Here is a 21,138-nt window from a genome sequence, read left to right as displayed (position 1 = left end):
TTAGTGTTTTACGCTGCGCGCTTCCTAGTTTTTCGTGGCGCATCATTTCTAGTTTTTTATGTCGTGCGCTCCGAGGGGAAGGCTGACCCGTGGGTGGCGCATCACGCCGGCCGGCGAACTCCAGAGAAACCCGCAGGATGACTCCGCACAGGCGGATGGGGTGCCGCTTGGCCGGAATATGAGCGCGGCACGCTCCGGGGGCGGCCTGGCGACCCTGTTCGGGACCGGGCGGAGCCCTCCGCCGCTCGACGCGCTCGCCCTCCTGGATCACCTCGTCTTCAATATCGTCGTGTCGAACACCGACGCACATGCGAAGACCTATTCGCTGTTGCTTCGATCGGCGGCGGTCCGGGACTGGCTTCCCTCGACGATGTGTCATCCATCCTGGCCGAGCGGGTCGCTGTGAGCAAGGCCCTCGCCGGCCTCGCGGGGAGCACAGCAGGCTATGTCGATCAGGTTGCGGCTGTCATCGAAGAGAACACCTTGGGCATCGGCGGCCGCCTTGCACCCGGCCGTCAGCCTGACGCCTCTCCGGCGAGCCCGCCGGCTCAGCCCTCGCTCCACCCGCCCGCCAGCGCCTTGAACAGGGCGATCTGGTAGGTGGTGACCAGCGCGTCCGAGGCGGCCAGCTGGGCGTCGGCGGCGGCGAGGGTCCGTTCCGCGTCGAGCACCGACAGGAAGCTGTCCGCGCCGGCGTCGAAGCGCAGCCGCGACAGCCGCGCCGCCTCGGCGGCCTGGTCGCGGGCGGCCTGCAGGGCGGCGCGACGGTCCAGTTCGTTGGCGTAATCAGCCAGCGCCGTCTCGGTCTCCTGCAGGGCGACCAGCACCGTCTGGTCGAAGCGCGCCAGCGCCGCCTCGGAGGCCGCATCGGCCTGCTCGATCCGCGCCCGGGCGGCGAAGACGTTGGGGAAGGACCAGCTGATCAGCGGGCCGACGCTGAAGCGGAAGTTCTCGCTGTCGCCCAGCCCGCCGGCCTCGAGGGCCGTGGCGCCGAGGCCGCCGCCGAGGGTGACGCGCGGAAACAGGTCGGCCGTCGCCACGTTGACGCGGGCGGCGGCGGCGACGAGCTCCCGCTCGGCCCGGCGCACGTCGGGACGACGGGCCAGCAGCCGCGCCCCGTCGCCGGCCGGGATCGGCTGCGTCAGCTGCGGCGGCCGGGCGCAGCTCCGCGCCGCCGCGCTGCTCTCCGCCGGCGTGCGGCCGGTCAGGGTGGCGAGGCGGAACAGGGCGCCGTCGCGGGCGGCGCGCAGCGGCGGCAGGGAGGCGCGGGTGGTCTCCAGCGCCGAACGGGCGCGGGCGACGTCCAGGCCGTTGCCCGAACCGGCGTCCAGAAGCGTCCGGGTCAGCTCCATCGTCCGGGTTTGCAGCTCGACGGTGCGTTGGGCCACGTCGATGCGGGCGTTGGCCGAGCAGGCGTCGGCGTAGGCGCGGGCGGTCTCGGCGGCGACGCTGACGCGGACCACGTCGAGCGCGGCGGCCGCGGCGTCGGCGTCGGCGCGGGCGGCGCGGATCACCGACCCGACCCGGCCGAACAGGTCGACCTCGTAGGCGACGTCCAGGCCGACGTCGTAGGTGTCCGTCTCCGGGGCCTCGGTTCCGGCGGGAAGCCCCGGCACGGTCGCCGCCGAGGGACGGCCGGTGCTGAAGCCGGCGGTCGTCGTGGTCCCCGGCAGGCGGGCGGTGCGCGCCTCGCCAAGCGCCGCGCGGACGCGACGCAGGTTGGCGGCCGCCGCCTCGAGCTCGTTGTTGTTGGTCAGCGCTTCGGCGACCAAGCCGTCCAGCGCCGGGTCCTGGTACAGCCGCCACCAGTCGTCGCGCGCCGCTTCGGCGGATACGGCGGGGGTGGCGGCGCCGATGAAGGCGCCCGACGCCTGGGGGGGAAGGGCGGCGTCGGGCGCCTTCGGCCCGACCGCGCACGAGGCCAGGAGGAGACTGGCGCCGGCGGTTGCGGTCAGGAACCGGAGAGAGGGTCGGTGGATCATCAGGCGTCTCCCGTCCGCGGCGAGGCGGACTGGGCTTCGAGGTGGGGGGGCAGGCCTTCGGTGGTCGGGACGGTGCGGTCCTTCTCCGGCGCCTTGGGCATCTTCGAGGCCAGCCACCGGCAGATCACGTAGAAGACGGGGGTGAAGATCAGGCCGAACAGGGTCACCCCCAGCATCCCCGAGAACACCGAGGTGCCCAGCGACTGGCGCATCTCCGCGCCCGGCCCGGTGGCCAGCATCAGCGGCACGACGCCGAAGATGAAGGCGAAGGAGGTCATCAGGATCGGGCGCAGGCGGGTCCGCGCGGCGCGCACGGCGGCGTCCCAGCGGTTCAGCCCCTCGTCCTCGGCCTGCTTGGCGAACTCGACGATCAGGATGGCGTTCTTGGCCGCCAGCGCGATCAGCACCACCAGGCCGATCTGGACGAGGATGTTGTTGTCCAGCCCGCGCAGGTTGATGCCCAGCATGGCCGCGAGGATGCACATCGGCACGATCAGCACGACCGCCAGCGGGAGGGTGAAGGCCTCGTACTGCGCCGCCAGCACCAGGAAGACGAAGACGACGGCGAGGGCGAAGACCACGGTGGCGCCGCCGGCCGACGCCTTCTCCTGCAGCGCCAGACCGGTCCACTCGTAGGAGAAGCCCGGCGGCAGGGTGGCCTCGGCCAGCTGCTCCATGGTGGCGATCGCCTGGCCCGAGGAGACTCCCGGCGCCGCCTGGCCCTGCAGTTCGGAAGCCGGGAACAGGTTGTAGCGCACCACCCGGGCGGGGCCGGAGTCCTCGCGCAGGGTGGCCACCGAGCCGATCGGCACCATGGCGCCCGAGGCCGAGCGGGTCTTCAGGTTGGCGATGTCGGCGATGTCGTCGCGCGCCGTCGGCTCCGCCTGGGCCGTCACCCGGAAGGTGCGGCCGAGGAAGTTGAAGTCGTTGACGTAGGACGAGCCCAGGTAGACGCCGAGCGTGCTGAACACGTCGGCGGGCTGGACCCCCATCATCAGCGCCTTGTCGCGGTCGACGTCGGCGGCGATGCGGGGCGAGCCGGTGTTGTAGGTCGAGAACACCTGCTGCACCTGGTCCGGCGCCTGGGCGGCGGCTCCCATCATCGCGAAGGTGGCGCCTTCCAGCGCGCGATAGCCGGCGCCGGTGCGGTCCTGCACCATCAACTGGAAGCCGTTGCCGTTGCCCAGCCCCTGCACCGCGGGCGGGGCGATGACGAAGATGTTGGCGTCCTCGATGCCGTAGGTGGCGCCGGTGATGGCGCCGGCCAGCGCCGCGGCGCTCTGCTCGGCCGTCTTGCGGTCGTCGAAGGCGTCGAGGCGCACGAAGATGGTCGCGGCGTTCGAGCCGAACGAGAAGCTGGAGCCGTCGAGGCCGGCGAAGGCGACCATCCCCTCCACGCCCTCGGTGCCCTCGATGATCTCCGAGGCGCGGGTCATCACCGCCTCGGTGCGCTCCAGCGAGGCCCCCGGCGGCAGTTGCACGACGCCGATCAGGAAGCCCTGGTCCTGCTCGGGGATGAAGCCCGAGGGGGTGTCCATCAGCCGCCAGCCGGTGAGGGCCAGCAGGCCGACGTAGACCACCAGCACGATGCCGACGGTGCGCACGAGACGGGCGGTCAGGCGGCCATACTTGTCGGACAGCCAGTCGAAGCCCTCGTTGAACTGCCGGCCGGCCCAGCCGCCGTAGTGCACGATCGTGCCCAGCAGGCCCGGCTTGCGCGCATGGTCGTCGTGCGCCTTGTGCGGCTTGAGCAGCAGGGCGGCCATGGCCGGCGACAGGGTCAGCGACACCAGCAGCGACACCACCGCCGCCGTCGAGATGACGATGGCGAACTCGCGATAGAAGATGCCCGGGATGCCCGGTACGAACATGGTCGGCACGAACACCGAGACCAGCACCAGGCCAATGGCGATCAGGGCGCCGGAGACCTCCTCCATCGAGCGATGGGCGGCCTCGCGCGGGGTCAGCCCCTGGCGGATGTAGCGCTCGACGTTCTCGACCACGACGATGGCGTCGTCGACCACGATGCCGACGGCCAGCACCAGGGCGAACAGCGACAGCGAGTTGATCGAGAAGCCGAGCATCAGCTGGACGGCGAAGGTCGCCACCAGCGCCACCGGGATGGCCACGATCGGGATGATCGCCGCGCGCCAGGTCTGCAGGAAGACGATGACCACCAGCACGACGAGGATCACCGCCTCGAACAGGGTGTGCTGCACCGACTCCACCGAAGCGGCGACGAACTCGGTCGGATTGTAGGCGATGTGAACGTCCATGCCCTGCGGCAGGTCGGGACGGACGGCCTCGATCTCCTCCAGCACCCGCTCGGCGGTGCCGAGGGCGTTGGCGCCCGGCTGCTGGATGATGGCGATGCCGACGCCGCGCTGACCGTCGAAGAAGCCGCGGATGCCGTAGTCCTGGGCGCCGAGCTCGACCCGCGCCACGTCGCGCACGCGGGTCACGCGGCCCTCGGCGTCGGTCTTGAGGACGATGTCGTTGAACTGCTCGGGATCGCTCAGGCGGCCCTGCACCTGCACCGGCAGCTGGAAGGCCGAAGCGTTGGTGGCGAACGGCGGCTGGCCGATGGCGCCGGCCGCGGCCTGGACGTTCTGGGCGCGCAGGGCGGCGACGATGTCCGGCCCCGTCAGGTTGCGCGCGGCGGCCTTGGCCGGGTCGATCCACACGCGCATCGAATAGTTGCCGCCGCCGAACACCTGGACGTTGCCGACGCCCTCGACGCGCAGCAGCCGGTCGCGCAGCACCGACTGGGCGTAGTTGCCGACGTAGTCGTTATCGAGGCTGCGATCCGGGGAGGTCAGCCCCAGGATCATCAGGAAGCCCGATTCCTGCTTGTTCACGGTCACGCCGATCTGGCGGACCTGTTCGGGCAGGCGCGGCTCGGCCAGGGCGACGCGGTTCTGGACCAGCACCTGGGCCGCGTCCAGGTCGGTGCCCGGGTTGAAGGTGACGGTGATCGCCACCGCCCCGTCCGAGGTGGACGAGGACGACAGGTACAGCATCCCCTCGACGCCGTTGACCTCCTGCTCGATGGGCGCGGCGACGGTCTCGGCCAGTGTCTCGGCCGAGGCGCCCGGATAGGCGGTGTTGATGGTGATCGTCGGCGGCGCGATCTCCGGATACTGCGACAGCGGCAGCAGCGGGTAGGCGAACACCCCCATCAGGGTGATGAACACCGAGATCACGGCCGCGAAGATCGGCCGGTCGATGAAGAAGCGGGAGATGTTCATCGGCTCAGTCGCCCGACAGGCTGTTGGCGAAGGTGGCGGTCGAGGCCGGCGCCGGCCGGGTCACAGGGGTCTGGTTCTGCTGCGCCGCCGGCTGGATGAGGCCGTTGCGGGCCTGCACCTTCATGCCCGGCGCCTGGATGCGCTGGACGCCGTTGATGATCACCCGGTCGGTCGGGCGCAGGCCCGAGCGGACCACGCGCAGACCGTCGACGAGCGGGCCCAGCTCCACCGGCCGCGGCGCCACGGAGCCGTCGGCGGCGACCACATAGACGATGCGGCGGGCCTGGTCGGTGCCGATCGCCGCGTCGGGCACCAGCATGGCCTCGTAGGTCCCCGCGCCGGCGAGGCGCGCCTGGCCGAACATGCCGGGCTTCAGGAAGCCGTCGGCGTTGGGGATCACAGCCCGCAGCCGGATCACGCCCGACGCGGTGTCGACGGCGTTGTCGGTGAAGTCGAGCGTGCCCGACCGGCTGAAACCGGTTTCATCCTGCAGCCGCACCTGGATCGGCGCCGCGCCCTGGCGCGCCTGCCGCTGATACTTCAGCAGCACCGCTTCCGAGCCGTCGAAGACGAAGTGGATCGGGGCGCTGGAGACCACCGTAGTCAGCACGTCGGCGGCCGAAGAGCCGCCCGCCACCAGGTTGCCGGGGTCGACCCGGCGATCCGACACCCGCCCGGAGATCGGGGCGGTGACGCGGGTGAACTCCAGATCCAGCTGGCGGGCGCGGACATTGGCGTTGGCGGCGGCGATCGCCGCCTCGGCCGTTTGCAGGGCGCCGCGACGGGTGTCGACCTCGGCCTGGGAGATGGCCTGCGATTCCAGCAGGGTTTCGGCCCGGGCCAATTCGCTGCGGGCGAGCGTCAGCTGGGCCTGGGCCTGCGACAGTTGCGCGCGGGCCGAGGCCAGCGCCGCCTGCGCCGGACGGGGGTCGAGGGTGAACAGCAGCTGGCCGCGCCGGACGTGGTCGCCGTCGCGGAAATGCACGCCGGAGATGTAGCCCCCGACGCGGGCGCGCACCTCCACCGACTGGGTCGCTTCGAAGCGGCCGGTGAACTCGTCCCAGTCCTGCACCGTCTGCACCAGCGGCGTGGCCACGGTGACGGCAGGCGCCGGCGGCGCCTGCGCCTCGCTCCTGGGGGAACAGCCATAGAGCGCGACCGCCACGAGGGCGGACGCGGCCACGATCTTCACCGTGCGCATGAAGCGAGTCTCCGAGTGGGGAGAAAAATCCCTGTCTTGTCGACCGGCGGCGATCGGGGAGGAAGCCGCTAGTCAACGCCCGGTGACTTAATGGTGATCGCGATTGGCCTTGTCAACGGGTGATGACAAAGCCATATGGGCGATGGGGCTATTCAGGGAGCCAAGTCTTTGTTTTGCCATGTCGCGCCCCGGCCGAGGAACGCCGAGGCGACCCGCGCCGCCATCCTCAACGCCGCGCGCGAACGATTCGCGCGCGAGAGCTATGACGATGTCGGCATGCGCGACATCGCCGGCGACGTGGGCGTCGACGCGGCCCTGGTGTCCCGCTACTTCGGCTCCAAGGAAGACCTCTTCGAGGCCGTGCTCGACAGCTGTGACAACGGCGCCGACCTCATGGCCGGCGACCGCTCCACCTTCGGCCGCCGCGTCGCCCGCGAGGTCATCTTCCAGGCCAAGAGCGAAAGCAAGCTGAAGGGCCTGCTGATCCTGCTGCGCTCGATCTCCTCGACCAAGGCGATGGAGCTGGTGCAGCGCTCGGCCAATCGCCGCTTCTACGGTCCCTTCGCCGAATGGGTCGGGGGGCACGACGCCCCCGTGCGCGCCCGACTGGCCGCGGCCCTGATCAAGGGCATGGCCGTGACCCGCGAGGTCACCGGCGGCTACGGCATGGACGCCGGGCAGTGCGAGCGGATGGCGGACCAGATGGCTGTGATCCTCCAGGACCTGATCGACGGCGAACCGGCCGCAGCCCAGGACGACGGAAAACTCAGCCCCGCGGCGTGAACTTCCGGATCACGCCCGAGAAGGTCATCAGGATGCGCTCGCCCACGTTGATCTGGCCGCGCACGAAGATCAGGCTCTTGCCGGCCCGCACCACCTCGCCGGTCGCCTCGACCAGGTCGCCGACGTACGCCCCGTCGATAAAGGTCGAATCCAGCGACACGGTCACCCCCGAGGCGCCCTCCATCTCCTGGTAGGCGGTCTGGAACAGGGCGATGTCGGCGAAGGTCATCAGGCAGCCGCCGTGCATCCGGCCGCCGGCGTTCATGTGCTTGGGCTCGGCGCGGAAGGCGCAGCGCATCCGCCCATCGGGGTCCGGCTTGAAATAGAAGGGCCCGACCACCTGGTCGAAGGTGCCGTGCAGGTCGTAGGTCTGCCAGCCCGCGAACTCGCCTTCCGCCACCGTGATCTTCGCGACCATGCCGAACTCCGCCTTCTTCTCGCTATCGCAATGCAGCATATAGGGGCGATGAGCGACCCTATCGAAGCAGCCATTCTCGAAGAACTGGCGAAACTCGGCCCCGGCAAGAGCATCGAGCCGGCCGACGTGGCCAAGGAGCTGCAGCTGGAGCAGTGGCAGCGCATGCTGCCCAAGGTGAAGACGACCGCGCTCGGCCTGATGCGTCAGGGCCGGCTGACCATCACCAAGAAGGGCAAGGCCATCGATCCGGCCCGGATGAAGGGCGTGATCCGCCTGCGCCTGCCGACGGCGGAGGAGACCGCCGCGGCGCTGGCCGCCCGGCCGCCGGCGCCGGAGAGCGATGACGACCTCGACTGATCTCGAGGCGGTTCTCGCCGACATCCGCGCCTGCCGCGCCTGTCTGGGCCAGCTGCCGCATACGCCGCGGCCGGTGGTGCACGTCTTTCCCGAGACCCGTCTGCTGATCTGCGGCCAGGCGCCCGGACGCCGGGTGCACGAGAGCGGTCGGCCGTTCACCGACCCGTCCGGCGACCGGCTGCGCGACTGGATGGGCGTCGATTACGAAACCTTCTACGCCGACCGCCGCCTCGGCGTGGCGGCCCAGGCCTTCTGCTATCCGGGCACGGCCCCGAAAGGCGGCGACTATCCGCCGCCGCGGCGCTGCGCCGAGCTGTGGCGGCCGCGCCTGCTGGAGCAGTTGCCGCGGGTCGAACTGACCCTGCTGGTCGGCGGCTACGCCCAGGCCTGGGCGCTGGGGGACCGGGCGAAGCGCGACATGACCGCGACCGTCGCCGCCTGGCGGGACTACGCGCCCGCCATCCTGCCGCTGCCGCACCCGTCGTGGCGCAACACCGCCTGGCTGAAGCGGAACCCGTGGTTCGAGGCCGAGGTCGTCCCCTACCTTCAGGACCGCGTCCGGAGCATTCTCGCCGCATGATCCGCCGCCTCGCCGCGCTCGCCCTCGCCCTGACGCTCGCCGCCTGCGCCGCGCCCGCCATCCAGCCGCCGCTGACCCCGCCGCCCGGATTCGCCGGTCCGTCGGTCGCGGCCGACGCCTTGGTGATGGACGACGGCGCCCGCCTGCCGCTGGTCCGCTGGACGCCCGGGGGCGAGCCGTGGGCGGTGATCGTCGCCCTGCACGGCATGAACGACAGCCGCGCCGCCTTCCGCCTCGCGGGCCCGTGGTGGGCCGAGCAGGGGATCGAGACCTGGGCCTTCGACCAGCGCGGCTTCGGCGCGGCGCCTGGCCGCGGCGTCTGGGCCGGCGAGGCTCGCATGACCGAGGATCTGCGCACCGCCGTCGCCCTCGCCCGCGCGCGCCACCCGCACGCGTTGATCGCCGTCGCCGGCGAGAGCATGGGCGGGGCCGTCGCCGTCGCCGCCTTCGCCTCGCACCGGCCGCCCGACGCCGACCGGGTGGTCCTCCTCGCCCCCGCCGTCTGGGGCTGGACCTCCCAGGGGCCGGTGAACCGCGCCGCCCTGTGGCTGACCGCGCGGACCATGGGCGCGCGGGCCGTCGAGGCGCCCGAGTGGGCGGTCCGCGCCCTGCCGGCCTCGGACAACTGGCTGGAGCTGATCCGCAACGGGCGCGATCCGGCCAGCCTGCTGACCACCCGGTTCGACGCCCTCTACGGTCTCGTCGACCTGATGGAGAGCGCCTCGCGCGGCCTCGGCGACATCCGCGCGCCGACCCTGCTGATGTACGGCGCCAACGACAATGTCATCCAGCAGGGCCCGATGCGGCTGGCGCTGGAGCGGGCGGGGGAGCGGCCCACCCTGCAGACGGCCTGGTATCCGGACGGCTGGCACCTGCTCAACCGCGACCTGCAGGCCGAAACGGTGTTCCGCGATGTGGAGGCGTGGCTGCGCGACGCCGACGCGCCGCTGCCCTCCGGCGCCGGTCCGGTCCTGCCCGCCCTGACGGGCCCGCCGGGCCGCCGCTGACGCACGCGGACGTGAAACCGTCCTGCTTGCCCTGAGGCGGCCCGAAGCGTATCAGCCGCCAACAAAAAATTTCCGGGAGGCGCCTGCCCATGAGCATGACGCTGTTCGATTCTCCGTCCTTCGCGAAGCATGAAGGCGTCCACGCGGTCTATGATGAAAAGACCGGCCTGCGCGCCATCATCGCCGTCCACTCCACCGCGCGCGGCCCGGCCGTCGGCGGCACCCGCATGTGGAACTACGGCTCCGCGGCCGAGGCGCTGGAAGACGTGCTGCGCCTGTCGAAGGGCATGAGCTACAAGAACGCGGTCGCCGACCTCGAGATGGGCGGCGGCAAGTCGGTCATCATCGGCGACAGCCGCACCCAGAAGACGCCGGAGCTGTTCCGCGCCTTCGGTCGCGCCGTCCACACCCTGGGCGGCATCTATTACGCGGCCGAGGACGTCGGCGTTTCGGTCGCCGACATCGCCGAAGCCCGCAAGGTCACCCCCTATGTGCTCGGCCTGAGCGACGGCCCCGAGGCCTCGGGCGACCCCAGCCCGGTCACCGCCGAGGGCGTGTTCCGCTCGACCCTCACCGTCGGGCGCCGCCTGTGGAAGCAGGATGACCTGACCGGCCTGACCATCGCGGTTCAGGGCATCGGCCACGTCGGCGGCTACCTCGCCGACAAGCTGCACAAGGCCGGCGCGAAGCTGGTGATGACCGACGTCAACACCGCCCTGCTGTCGGAAGTCGCCGCCCGCACCAACGCCGAGGTCGTCGCCCCCGACGCCATCTACGACGTCAAGGCCGACATCTACGCCCCGTGCGCGCTCGGCGCGACGTTGAACCCGCAGACGCTTGACCGCCTGACCGTCAAGGCGGTGGTCGGCGCGGCCAACAACCAGCTGGCCACGCCGGATATCGGCGAGCGCCTGTTCGAGCGCGGCGTGCTCTACGCTCCGGACTACGTCGTCAACGGCGGCGGCATCATCAACGTCGCCTCGGAGATGAACGCCCGCCAGACCGGCGGCGCCTACGATCCGCAGTGGGTCGAGGGCAAGCTGTCGCGCCTGATGGAGACGCTCGAGGAGGTTCTCGACCGCTCGGAGGCCGAGAAGCGCCCGACGCACGAGATCGCCGACGCCATCGCCGAGGCCCGCATCGCGACCGCGGCCGAGCGCAAGGCGGAGCAGCTCAAGGCCGCCTGACCCCTGCGACCGGATCTGACGTAGCGGACGTGCATCCTCCTTCCGGAGTGGAGGCGATGTGACCGATACGGAGTGTGCGGACGCTGGTCTCTCCGCCCGGAGTCCGCTCCGGGCGGCGCTCCCCGCCGGCGAAGCGGACGCATCGGACGCATCGGACGGTGTTTTCGTGTCCGCCCCGTCCGGCCGACCGCGCGCCGCCCGGGATTCGCGCCGCGGCGACCGGCGGCGCATCATGCCGCATCCTGATCCGTCTGATTCGGGCCGAGGCGCCATGACCGCTACCCACCGCAAGGGCTTCGACCCGCTGCTGATCATCATGGCGATCGGCTTCGTCGTGGCGGTGGGCGCGCTGGCCTATCCCGCCTTCCGCGCCGACCCGACCAGCGCGCCGGGGCTGATGCTGATCTTCACGGTGGGCGCGGTGGCGCTGATCGGCCTGTTCGCCTTCGCACGCGGGGAGACCCGCAAGCCGACCGGCGACGAGACCGTCGACCTGCTCGACGCCATGGCCGAGCCGGCCGCCCTCGTCTGGGCCACCGGCCAGATCCTCGCCTACAACGCGGCCTGGTCCGACGCCGGCGGCGCGACCGTGGCCCTGCCGCCGGTCCGCTCCGGCGGCAAGTCGGGCTCGGCCCTGTACATGGCCTTCGCCCAGGCGCGCGCCGGCGAGCAGGGGCGGGCCATCGTCCCGGTCGGGGAGCGCGAGCTCGAGGTGCTGATCGGCCGGGCGGGCGAGGGGCGCTTCCTGTTGCGGGCGGCGCCCGAAGCCGTTCTACCCGTCGCTCCACAGCCGCTCGACCGCCCGGCGGCGGTCTCCAACGCCGCCGAGAGCCGGGCCATGGCTGCGGGGGCTCCATTCGGATCGGCGGTGATCGAGGCCGAGGACCTGTTCGCGGGCCGGATCGAGGAGCCCAACGCGGCGCTCGAGGTGCTGACCGGACCGGCGGCCGCGCGCGACGCCGCCTTCGGCCATCTGTTCGAGCCCGGTTGTGTGTCGGAGGCGCGGGGCAAGCTGGCCGCCGGCTCGTCCGGGCCCATCGAACTGGTCGCCCGCGCCCACCCCGACCGCATGCTGCACCTCTACGTCGCGCCCGAGGGCGTCAAGCGCCGCGTCTGGCTGTTCGACGTCTCGGCCCAGAAGTCGATGGAGCTGCAGCTGTCGCAGGCCCAGAAGATGCAGGCGGTCGGCCAGCTGGCCGGGGGCGTGGCCCACGACTTCAACAACCTGCTGACCGCCATCCAGCTGCAGCTGTCCGGCCTGCTCGAGCGTCACCCGGTCGGCGATCCCTCCTACGAGGGACTCAACGAAATCCGCCAGACCGCCATCCGCGCCGCCGACCTGGTGCGCAAGCTGCTGGCCTTCTCGCGCAAGTCCACCGTGCGGCGCGAGCGGCTCGACCTCGGCGAGCTGGTCGGCGAGTTCGCCGTCCTGCTGCGCCGCCTGCTGCGCGAGGACGTGCGCCTGGAGACGGACTACGGCCGCGACCTGCCGGTGGTGCTGGCCGACAAGAGCCAGCTGGAGACGGCGGTGATGAACCTCGCCGTGAACGCCCGCGACGCCATGCGCGGGGTGGTCGAGCCCGGCGACGCGGTGGTCACCATCCGCACACGCCGCGTGTCCCGCGATGAGGCGCGGCGGATGGGCTGGGCCCACGCCTCGACAGACGCCGTCGCCCTGATCGAGGTCTCCGACACCGGCCCCGGCGTGCCGCCCGAGCTGCTCGACAAGATCTTCGAGCCGTTCTTCACCACCAAGGCGGTGAACGAGGGCACCGGCATGGGCCTGGCCACCGTCTACGGCATCGTCGAGCAGGCCGGCGGCCACATCAACGTGGTCAACCTCGAGGGGGCCGGCGCCGCCTTCCGGATCTTCCTGCCCGAGGCGGCGGAGGCCGAGCTGGCCGAGGTCCCGCAGGTGGAGGTCAAGGCCAAGGCCCCGCGCGACCTGTCGGGGGCCGGGCGCATCCTCTTCGTCGAGGACGAGGCCGCAGTGCGCGGCATCGCCGCCCGCCTGCTGCGCCAGCGCGGCTACGACGTCATCGAGGCGGCCGACGGCGAGGAGGCGCTGGAGCTGGCCGAGCAGCACGCCGGTCAGATCGACATGATGATTTCCGACGTGATCATGCCCGGCCTGGACGGCCCGTCCCTGCTGAAGAAGGCCCGTCCCTACCTTGGCGACGCACCGGTCATGTTCATTTCGGGCTATGCCGAGAGCGACTTCTCGGACCTGCTGCAGGACGAGGCGGGCGTCTCCTTCCTGCCCAAGCCGCTCGACATCAAGACGCTGGCGGAGCGCGTGAAGCAGGAGCTGCACGCCTCCTGACCCATCGGTAACTTGCCAGCGGCGCCATGACGGGCTCCTCTGGCGTCTCCCCACTCCGCGAGACCGCCATGCTTGATCGCCGCCGTTTCCTTCTTTCGTCCGCCGCCGCTGCGGCCGCCGCCGCCGCGACCCCGGTCCTTGCCGGGGCCGGACAGACCGCAGCCTCGCCGGAGGGGCGGAAGGTCACCGCCCTGCTCGACCGCATGATGCAGGAGTTCCTGGCGGAGTCGCCGGAGTTCATGACCGCCCTGGGGCTCGATACCGGCCCCAACGCCGCCGCCCGCGGTCGCCTCGACGACCGCTCGCTGGCCTTCGTCGATCGTTCGTTCGCCGCCTTCCGCGGCTACGGCGCCGAACTCGATTCGATCGATCGCGCCGCGCTCTCCGGCATGGACGCGGTCAACTACGACACCACCCGCTTCATCATCGACGGCGCCGCCCTGGCGGACCGCTTCGACTACGGCATCCAGGCGCCGGTCGGCGGAGCCAACCCCTACCTCGTCAGCCAGCTGACCGGCAGCTACAGCAGCATCCCCCAGTTCCTCGACACCCAGCATCCGGTGCAGTCCGTCGCGGACGCCGAGGCCTACCTTGATCGGCTGTCGGCTTTCGCCGGCGTGCTGGACGTCGAGACCGATCGCGTCCGCCGGGACTTCGCCGCAGGGGCGACGCCGCCGGACTTCGTGCTGCGCCGGACGGGCGAGCAGTTCGCCGCCACCCTCGGCGTGGATCCGGCCCAGTCGGGCATGACCCGGTCGCTGGCGCGCCGCGCGGCGGAAGCCGGCCTGCCCGGCGACTGGGCGGCGCGAGCCGAGCAGATCGTGCGCGACGCTGTCTACCCGGCCATGCGGCGCCAGGCCGAGGTCGTCGCCGGGGCCCTGCCGGGCGCGCCGACCGAGGCCGGCTGCTGGCGGCTGCCGGACGGCGAGGCCTACTACCGCTACGGCGTGCTCAGCTACACCACCACCGACATGGGCGGCGACGAGATCCACGAGATCGGCCTCGCCCAGGTCGCCGAGCTCAGCGCCCGCGCCGACGAGATCCTGCGCGCCGAGGGCCTGACCCAGGGCTCGGTCGGCGAGCGCATCGCCGCCGTCGCCCGCCGGCCCGACCAGCTCTATCCGAACACCGATGCCGGCAAGGCGCAGCTGATCGCCGACCTCAACGCCCAGATGGCGGCCGTGCAGCAGCGGCTGCCGGAGGTGTTCGGCCGGCTGCCCCGCGCCGGGGTGGAGATCCGCCGCGTGCCGGTGGAGATCGAGGCGGGCGCCCCGGGCGGCAGCTACCAGATGCCGTCGCTCGACGGCTCGCGGCCGGGCGCCTACTACATCAACCTGCGCAACACGGCCGAGACGCCGCGTTTCACCCTGCCGACCCTGACCTATCACGAGGCCTCTCCGGGACACCATTTCCAGATCGCCGTGGCGCTGGAGGCCGAAGGCATTCCGACGCTGCGCAAGATGCCGCTGTTCTCGGGCTACACCGAGGGCTGGGCGCTGTACGCCGAGCAGCTGGCCGACGAGATGGGGGTCTACGAGAACGATCGCCTGGGCCGGCTCGGCTACTTGCAGTCCTTCATGTTCCGCGCCGCCCGGCTGGTCGCGGACTCGGGCCTTCATCACAAGCGCTGGACCCGCGAACAGGCCGTTCGCTACATGGTCGACACCCTCGGCGACGCGGAGTCGACCATGACCACCGAGGTCGAGCGCTACTGCGTCTGGCCGGGCCAGGCCTGCAGCTACAAGCTCGGGCACACGGTCTGGGACCGCACCCGCACGGCCGCCAGGACCACGATGGGCGACCGCTTCGACATCCGCGGCTTCCACGACATCTCGCTGGCCGCCGGCGCCATCCCGCTTGAGGTGCTCGAGCGGCTGGTCGCCGACTGGGCGGCGCAGGCCTGAGCCGCAGACGGAGAGCCGCGATGATCGACCGCCGCCGCCTGCTCATCTCCGCCGCCGCCGGCGCCGCCGCGGTCGCCGCCGGTCCGGTGATCGCCTTCGCCCGGGACGCGGACGGAGAGCTCGACGCCCTGCTGAGCCGCTGGTTCGACGAGGACATCGAGGACTCGCCGGAGAGCGCCACCAATCTTGGCCTCGACCGCGGCGAGCGGGCCCATCTGGCCTCGAAGCTGAGCGACCGCAGCGCAGCGGCTTGGCAGGACGACCGCATCCGGGCGCTGAACCGCTGGCGGACGCTGCAGGCCTTCGACCAGGGCGCGCTCAGCGAAGCCGGGCGGATCAACCACGCCGTCGCCGCCTTCCGGGCCGAAACGGCGGCGACGGGGGCCGGCTTCGACTACGGCTCGACCATGGGCGGCGGGCGGATGGGCCCCTACCTCGTCAACCAGCTGACCGGCGCCTATTTCACCGTCCCCGACTTCCTCGACACCCAGCACCGGGTCGAGGACCGCGACGGGGCCGAGGCCTTCCTCGCCCGGCTGGCGGCGTTCGCCCCTTCCGTGGACGCCGAGACCGAACGTGTGCGGGCCGACGCCGGCAAGGGCGTGGTCCCGCCCGACTTCATCCTCGACCTGACCTCTGGCCAGCTCAACGCCCTCGCCGCTCAGCCGGCGGGCGACATGGCGATGATCCGCACGCTCGAGCGCAAGGCGGCGGCGCTCGGCCTTTCCGGTTACGGCGACCGCGCCGCCGCCCTGGTCGAGGCCGAGGTCAAGCCGGCCCTCGCCCGCCAGATCGCCGCCTTCGAAACCCTGCGCCCCCGCGCTGTCCACGACGCCTCGGTCCGCCGCCTGCCCGAGGGCGAGGCCTTCTACGCCCACGCCCTGAAGCACTGGACCACCACCACCCTGTCCGCCGATGAGATCCACCGCATCGGCCTGGAGCAGGTGGCCGAGATCAGCGCCTCGATCGACGCCATCCTGAAGGCGCAGGGAAGGAGCGAGGGGACGGTCGGACAGCGCATCGACGCGCTCAACCGCGACCCCGCCCAGCTGTGGCCCGACACCGACGCGGGCAAGGTCGCCCTGATCGAGTCGCTGAACCGGCAGGTGCAGGCGCTCAAGCCACGGCTGCCCGAGGTGTTCGGCCGCCTGCCCCGCGCCGATGTCGAGGTGCGCCGCGTGCCGCCGGCGATCGAGGCCGGCGCGCCCGGCGGCTACTACCAGGGGCCGCCGCTCGACGGCTCCCGGCCGGGCGCCTACTACATCAACCTGCGCTCCACCACGAACTGGCCGAAGTTCGCCCTCCCGACCCTGACCTACCATGAGGCCTCGCCCGGCCATCACCTCCAGGTCGCCCTGCAGCGCGAGACCGACACCCTGCCGCCCTACCGCCGCGCCAACGGCTTCTCGGCCTACAACGAGGGCTGGGCGCTCTACGCCGAGGCGGTCGCCGCCGACGACCTCGACGTCTACGCTGACGATCCGCTAGGCCGGGTCGGCTTCCTGATGTCCTACCTCTTCCGGGCCGTGCGGCTGGTCGTCGACACCGGCATGCACCACCATGGCTGGAGCCGCGAGCGGGCGGTCGAGTACATGGCCGCCTCCGGCGCCAAGCCGCTCAACGCCGCCAACAGCGAGATCAACCGCTACGTCTCGATGCCGGGCCAGGCCTGCGCCTACAAGATCGGCCACACCGTCATCGCCCGCCTGCGGGCCGAGGCGGCGGCGCGGCCCGGCTTCGACCTGCGCGACTTCCACGACCGGGTGCTGGTCAACGGCTCGGCGCCGCTGGCGGTGCTGGAGCAGCTGATGCGGGCCTAGACGCCCGCCCGCGCCTCGACCACGGCCGGGTCGGCGTCGGCCTGGGCCTGCAGCCAGTCGCGGAAGCGGCGGATCTTCGGGGAACGCCGGCGGCCCTCCGGCCAGACCAGGTAGTAGCCGGCGTGGAAGGACACGATCTGGCGGAACGGCCGGACCAGCAGGCCCGCCTTGATCTCGCGCGCGAAGAGAATGGGAGAGGCCAGCGCCACGCCCTGGTCCCCCAGCGCGGCCGCGACCTCCAGCACCTGGTAGTCAGCGGTCAGCCGCGTCGCCGGCCGCGCTCCGTCGCTCAGTCCGGCGGCCGCGAACCACGCCGCCCATTCCTTCTCCATGCCGATCCGCGGCGCATCGAGCAGATCGCACGGGTCCTTGAGGTTCAGCCGATCGGCCATGGCCGGCCCGCACAGCGGCGTGAAGACGCTGGGCATGAGGAGTTGACTCTCCATGCCGGCCCATTCGCCCGATCCGGAGCGGATTCCCACGTCGAAGCCCTCGCGCGACAGGTCGAGCAGGGCCGGACTGGTGTCCAGCCGCACCGCCAGGCCCGGGTTCAACAGTTGGAAGGCGCCGAGCCGCGGGGCCAGCCACTGGGTCGCCAGCGTCGCGAGGGTGGTGATGGAGAGGATGTGCTCGTCCGCCTCAGTCAGATCGTCGATGGCGCGGCGCAGCAGGGTGATGGCTTCGGTGGCGGCGCGCGACAGCCGCTCCCCCGCCTCGGTGGGCTGAACCTCGCGCGGCAGACGGCGAAACAGGCTCTGGCCCAGTCGCCCCTCCAAGGCCTTGATCTGCCAGCTCACCGCGGCCTGGGTCATGCCCAGCTCTTCGGCCGCCCGGGTGAAACTTTTCAGCCGCGCCGCCGCCTCGAACACCCGGATCGAGGCGAGGGGAATTCCGGAGAGCGGATCAGCCATAAGTCAGCCTTGTTGCGGTGGCGGACATTCTGGTTTGTGACGCAGCGCTGTCAAGCCGATAGTCATCAACATCAGAAGCGCCCCGCCGAGGAGGCTGACATGGAAGAAATGTACCGCACGCATAAGGAACCCGCATGGGGCTGGGCTTCAGTCCTCGACGACTGGCGGCGGAGCCGGACGCGGCGTCGGCTGCGCGGTCCGGCCCCGGTCCTCAAATCCGCGCAGCGCTGATCCTCAGCACGTGATCCGGTCCGTCGCAGGCGAATTCCCTTCCCCCGCGCGTGATCGTCGGCCCCTTGCGGGTCGTGGCCCGGCTCCGGAGTCTCCTGCTCCCGGGGCCGGGTCGAGCCGGATTTCAGCGGACCACGAGTCCGTCGGCCTCCCGCAGGTCATTGTGCATCGCCGTCGCCCCGATCGCCGCCTCCGCCGTGGCCACGGCGATCTGGTTCAGTCCGCGGACCACGTCCCCGGCGGCGTAGAGGCCCGGGACGCTGGTCCGCTGGTGTCCGTCGACCACCAGACGGCCGTCCTCGCCCACAGCAGCGCCCAGCCCGCCAGCCAGCTGCGCATTGGGTGATGTTCCCAGCGCCGAATAGACCAGGTCGAAGGCGCGGAATGTCCCGTTCCATCCCAGCGCGGTCACGCGGTCGCCGTCGAGCCGCACGTTGTCGATCGGGGCGCGGATCAGTTCGATGCCAAGGCGGTCAAGTTCGCCGTTCGCGGTCAGGGCCTCCGGCGGGCCGACGTGAATGAGCGTCACCCGCCGGGAGTAGGTGCGCAGGAAGCTCGCCTCCCGCACGCCTGTGTCGTCGCAGCCGATCACGGCCACCGCCTTGTCCGTGGCTTCATAGCCGTCGCAGATCGGGCAGATGCGAACCTGCGCCCGTTCGATCGCGCGTTCGACCCCCGGCAGGTCGGGGTGATGATCGACCACGCCGGTGGCGAGCAGCACGGCTCGCGTCCGGACCTCGCGGCCGTTCAGCCGGGCGACGAACCTGTCGCCGTCGCGGTGCAGACTGCCGACCGCGCCCGGCTCGATTGTCGCGCCGTATTCCTGCGCCTGCTCCGTCATCCGGCGCAGGATGGCGTCGCCGGTGATGCCGTGGGGAAACCCGGGCATGTTGTGGCTGAGAGGAATCCAGCAGGCCCGCGGCGATCCGCCGTCGGCGACCAGCACCTGCCGGCGGAAGCGGGCAAGGTATGTGGCGGCCGTGAGGCCGGCCGGGCCGGCGCCGATGACGAGGATCTCGGGCGCATCAGGATGGGAGGCGGAGACTGGCATCGCCGCTTAACGCGCCGCGAAGGGAAACGGCTCGCCGGAGTCCAGCCGTACCGCCCGCCTGCTGCCCCCGGAGCGGGCAGGGGAGGCGCAACAGACGAGCCTCGCCCCGCGGGGTTTGCGCGCCCGGCGGCGAGGGCTATACCGCCGCCACCACTCCCCATCCCAAGTCAGAGGCGCGAAACCCGCATGGCCAAGATCAAGGTCGCCAACCCCATCGTGGACATCGACGGCGACGAGATGACCCGGATCATCTGGCAGATGATCAAGGACAAGCTGGTCTTCCCGTACCTGGACCTCGAGCTCGACTACCACGACCTGTCGATCGAGAACCGCGACGCGACCGAGGACAAGGTGACGGTCGACGCGGCCGAGGCGATCAAGCGCCACGGCGTCGGCGTAAAGTGCGCCACCATCACCCCGGACGAGGCGCGGGTGAAGGAGTTCAACCTCAAGAAGATGTGGAAGTCGCCGAACGGCACCATCCGCAACATCCTCGGCGGCGTGGTTTTCCGCGAGCCGATCATCTGCTCGAACGTGCCGCGTCTGGTCCCCGGCTGGACCCAGCCGATCGTCGTCGGCCGCCACGCCTTCGGCGACCAGTACAAGGCCACCGACTTCCTGATGCCGGGGGCCGGCACCCTGTCGATCAAGTTCGTCGGCGACGACGGCCAGGTGATCGAGCACGAGGTCTACAAGTCCCCGGGCGCCGGCGTGGCCATGGGCATGTACAACCTCGACGAGTCGATCATCGAGTTCGCCCGGGCCAGCTTCGCCTACGGCCTGAATCGCAACTATCCGGTCTATCTGTCGACCAAGAACACCATCCTCAAGGCCTACGACGGCCGCTTCAAGGACCTGTTCCAGAAGGTCTTCGACGAGGAGTTCGCCGAAGAGTTCAAGGCCCGCGGCCTGACCTACGAGCACCGGCTGATCGACGACATGGTGGCCGCCGCCATCAAGTGGTCGGGCGGCTTCGTCTGGGCGTGCAAGAACTACGACGGCGACGTGCAGTCGGACGTGGTGGCCCAGGGCTTCGGCTCGCTGGGCCTGATGACCTCGGTGCTGATGACGCCGGACGGCAAGGTGCTGGAGTCGGAAGCCGCCCACGGCACCGTCACGCGCCACTACCGCCAGCACCAGAAGGGCGAGGCCACCTCGACCAACTCGATCGCCTCGATCTACGCCTGGACCCGCGGCTTCAAGCATCGCGGCAAGCTGGACGGCAACCAGGACCTGATCGCCTTCGCCGAGACGCTGGAGAAGGTCGTCGTCGACACCGTCGAGAGCGGCTTCATGACCAAGGACCTGGCGCTGCTGGTCGGCGACCAGCAGGGCTGGCTGACCACCGAGGGCTTCCTCGACAAGGTCGCGGAGAACCTGAACAAGGCCATGGCGGCCTGAGGCATCGATCGCGGTCGACAGGAACGGCCCGCCGGATTCGCGTCCGGCGGGCTTTTCTTTGAGCCGATCCGCGCTTCGTGCATTGATGAACCGGTGTTCGGGAGATGCGCGTGAAGATCATCGGCAATCTGCTGCTGCTGGCCGTGATCGTGGCGGTGATCAGCTTCTTCGCCGCCCCGGCCGTGGCATTCTTCGCGATCCGCTCCGCAGCCGACGCCAATGACGCCGCGGCGCTCGCCCGGCTCATCGACTACCCGGCGGTGCGCCAGTCGCTTCGGCCTCAGCTGGCCGGGAACCCGGCCGCCCAGGCGCCGGCGCCGTCCTTCCTCGAGGATCCGGTCGGCGCGGTGCGTCGGCAGTTCGAGCCGGAAGCCGTCGCCTCCGAGGACGTGGACGCGTACCTGACGCCGGCCGCGATGGCGGCGCTGACGCGGGGCGAGGGCCGCTTCGCCCGCCAGCGCACGTCGCTCACGCCCTCGAGCCGCGCCAGCGATCCGACGCCGACCCCGGTGTACTGGGGCGTCAACCGGGCGCGCCTTGGGGTGAGCGACGAGGGCGGGTCGCGCACCATCTTCACCTTTGAACGGCGCGGCCCGTTCGAATGGCGGCTCGCCCACATCGGCCTGCCCGACGGGGTGGCGCCGTCCGCCGTAAGCCCCCGCCCGGCGGGGGCGCCAGCTCCGACCGGACGCAAGGCCGGCTGAGCCGACGCAACCTCTGGCAGCGGCCTTCGA

At 71.3% G+C, this 21,138-nt stretch carries 17 protein-coding genes; 11 read left to right on the top strand and 6 right to left on the bottom strand.

Features of this window, described 5'->3' with window-relative positions:
• The first annotated feature begins 58 nt into the window (after positions 1–58).
• Entirely contained in the window at positions 59–406 is a 348-nt protein-coding gene (locus BM333_RS16375; RefSeq protein ID WP_143105814.1) for a HipA domain-containing protein, read from the top strand.
• 142 nt (positions 407–548) lie between these two features.
• On the opposite strand, the gene BM333_RS11420 is transcribed toward BM333_RS16375, so the two are convergent.
• Genes BM333_RS11420 through BM333_RS11410 form a run of 3 tightly spaced genes read right to left on the bottom strand, consistent with a single transcriptional unit; the run spans position 549 to position 6,431 of the window.
• Positions 549–1,982, bottom strand: a complete 1,434-nt coding sequence (locus BM333_RS11420; protein WP_092311451.1) for an efflux transporter outer membrane subunit — start codon at positions 1,980–1,982, stop codon at positions 549–551.
• Positions 1,982–5,230 (bottom strand): efflux RND transporter permease subunit, encoded by a 3,249-nt coding sequence (locus BM333_RS11415; protein ID WP_092311448.1) that lies wholly within the window; start codon positions 5,228–5,230, stop codon positions 1,982–1,984. The genes BM333_RS11420 and BM333_RS11415 overlap by 1 nt, the downstream gene beginning before the upstream one ends.
• 4 nt (positions 5,231–5,234) lie before the next feature.
• On the bottom strand, positions 5,235–6,431 hold the full coding sequence (locus BM333_RS11410) for an efflux RND transporter periplasmic adaptor subunit (protein ID WP_092311445.1): 1,197 nt from the start codon (positions 6,429–6,431) through the stop codon (positions 5,235–5,237).
• Positions 6,432–6,599: 168 nt separating this feature from the next.
• On the opposite strand from BM333_RS11410, the gene BM333_RS11405 reads away from it, so the two are divergent.
• Positions 6,600–7,214 (top strand): TetR/AcrR family transcriptional regulator, encoded by a 615-nt coding sequence (locus BM333_RS11405; RefSeq protein ID WP_245777248.1) that lies wholly within the window; start codon positions 6,600–6,602, stop codon positions 7,212–7,214.
• Here BM333_RS11405 and BM333_RS11400 read toward each other — a convergent pair.
• Positions 7,198–7,632 (bottom strand): PaaI family thioesterase, encoded by a 435-nt coding sequence (locus BM333_RS11400; RefSeq protein WP_092311597.1) that lies wholly within the window; start codon positions 7,630–7,632, stop codon positions 7,198–7,200. The two genes, BM333_RS11405 and BM333_RS11400, sit on opposite strands and share 17 nt — an antisense overlap.
• Positions 7,633–7,680: 48 nt before the next feature.
• Between BM333_RS11400 and BM333_RS11395 the strand changes: the two genes are divergently transcribed.
• The 7 genes from BM333_RS11395 to BM333_RS11365 all read left to right on the top strand — a co-directional run bounded on the left by BM333_RS11395 (position 7,681) and on the right by BM333_RS11365 (position 16,810).
• Positions 7,681–7,989 carry a DUF3253 domain-containing protein gene (locus tag BM333_RS11395; protein ID WP_092311439.1) on the top strand — a complete coding sequence of 103 codons (309 nt, stop codon included), beginning with the start codon at positions 7,681–7,683 and terminating at the stop codon, positions 7,987–7,989.
• Complete coding sequence (locus tag BM333_RS11390) at positions 7,973–8,569, top strand: uracil-DNA glycosylase family protein (protein ID WP_092311436.1); 597 nt, start codon at positions 7,973–7,975, stop codon at positions 8,567–8,569. Before BM333_RS11395 ends, BM333_RS11390 begins: the two co-directional genes overlap by 17 nt.
• Entirely contained in the window at positions 8,566–9,576 is a 1,011-nt protein-coding gene (locus tag BM333_RS11385) for an alpha/beta fold hydrolase (RefSeq protein ID WP_092311434.1), read from the top strand. The genes BM333_RS11390 and BM333_RS11385 overlap by 4 nt, the downstream gene beginning before the upstream one ends.
• A 95-nt stretch (positions 9,577–9,671) precedes the next feature.
• Positions 9,672–10,763 (top strand): Glu/Leu/Phe/Val family dehydrogenase, encoded by a 1,092-nt coding sequence (locus BM333_RS11380; protein WP_092311594.1) that lies wholly within the window; start codon positions 9,672–9,674, stop codon positions 10,761–10,763.
• A gap of 271 nt (positions 10,764–11,034) precedes the next feature.
• Complete coding sequence (gene cckA / locus BM333_RS11375) at positions 11,035–13,086, top strand: cell cycle histidine kinase CckA (protein WP_218151454.1); 2,052 nt, start codon at positions 11,035–11,037, stop codon at positions 13,084–13,086.
• Positions 13,087–13,154: 68 nt separating this feature from the next.
• The gene (locus BM333_RS11370; RefSeq protein ID WP_092311431.1) at positions 13,155–14,990 is read left to right on the top strand and encodes a DUF885 domain-containing protein; all 1,836 of its coding nucleotides are present in this window, start codon (positions 13,155–13,157) and stop codon (positions 14,988–14,990) included.
• Positions 14,991–15,010: 20 nt separating this feature from the next.
• Complete coding sequence (locus BM333_RS11365) at positions 15,011–16,810, top strand: DUF885 domain-containing protein (RefSeq protein WP_177221870.1); 1,800 nt, start codon at positions 15,011–15,013, stop codon at positions 16,808–16,810.
• Here BM333_RS11365 and BM333_RS11360 read toward each other — a convergent pair.
• Together BM333_RS11360 and BM333_RS11355 are read right to left on the bottom strand one after the other, a co-directional pair.
• On the bottom strand, positions 16,807–17,721 hold the full coding sequence (locus tag BM333_RS11360; protein WP_092311428.1) for a LysR substrate-binding domain-containing protein: 915 nt from the start codon (positions 17,719–17,721) through the stop codon (positions 16,807–16,809). The two genes, BM333_RS11365 and BM333_RS11360, sit on opposite strands and share 4 nt — an antisense overlap.
• A 355-nt stretch (positions 17,722–18,076) precedes the next feature.
• Positions 18,077–19,003, bottom strand: coding sequence for an NAD(P)/FAD-dependent oxidoreductase (locus tag BM333_RS11355; RefSeq protein WP_092311426.1), 927 nt, complete (start codon positions 19,001–19,003; stop codon positions 18,077–18,079).
• Positions 19,004–19,189: 186 nt separating this feature from the next.
• Here BM333_RS11355 and BM333_RS11350 point away from each other — a divergent pair, with 186 nt between their 5' ends.
• Both BM333_RS11350 and BM333_RS11345 read left to right on the top strand, forming a co-directional pair.
• Positions 19,190–20,404, top strand: a complete 1,215-nt coding sequence (locus tag BM333_RS11350) for an NADP-dependent isocitrate dehydrogenase (RefSeq protein WP_092311423.1) — start codon at positions 19,190–19,192, stop codon at positions 20,402–20,404.
• 104 nt (positions 20,405–20,508) lie between these two features.
• The gene (locus BM333_RS11345; RefSeq protein WP_092311420.1) at positions 20,509–21,108 is read left to right on the top strand and encodes a DUF2939 domain-containing protein; all 600 of its coding nucleotides are present in this window, start codon (positions 20,509–20,511) and stop codon (positions 21,106–21,108) included.
• The last annotated feature ends 30 nt before the right edge of the window (positions 21,109–21,138 follow it).

Source organism: Brevundimonas viscosa (assembly GCF_900116065.1).
GTDB classification, from domain to species: domain Bacteria; phylum Pseudomonadota; class Alphaproteobacteria; order Caulobacterales; family Caulobacteraceae; genus Brevundimonas; species Brevundimonas viscosa.
This window is presented reverse-complemented; position numbering and strand designations above follow the sequence as displayed.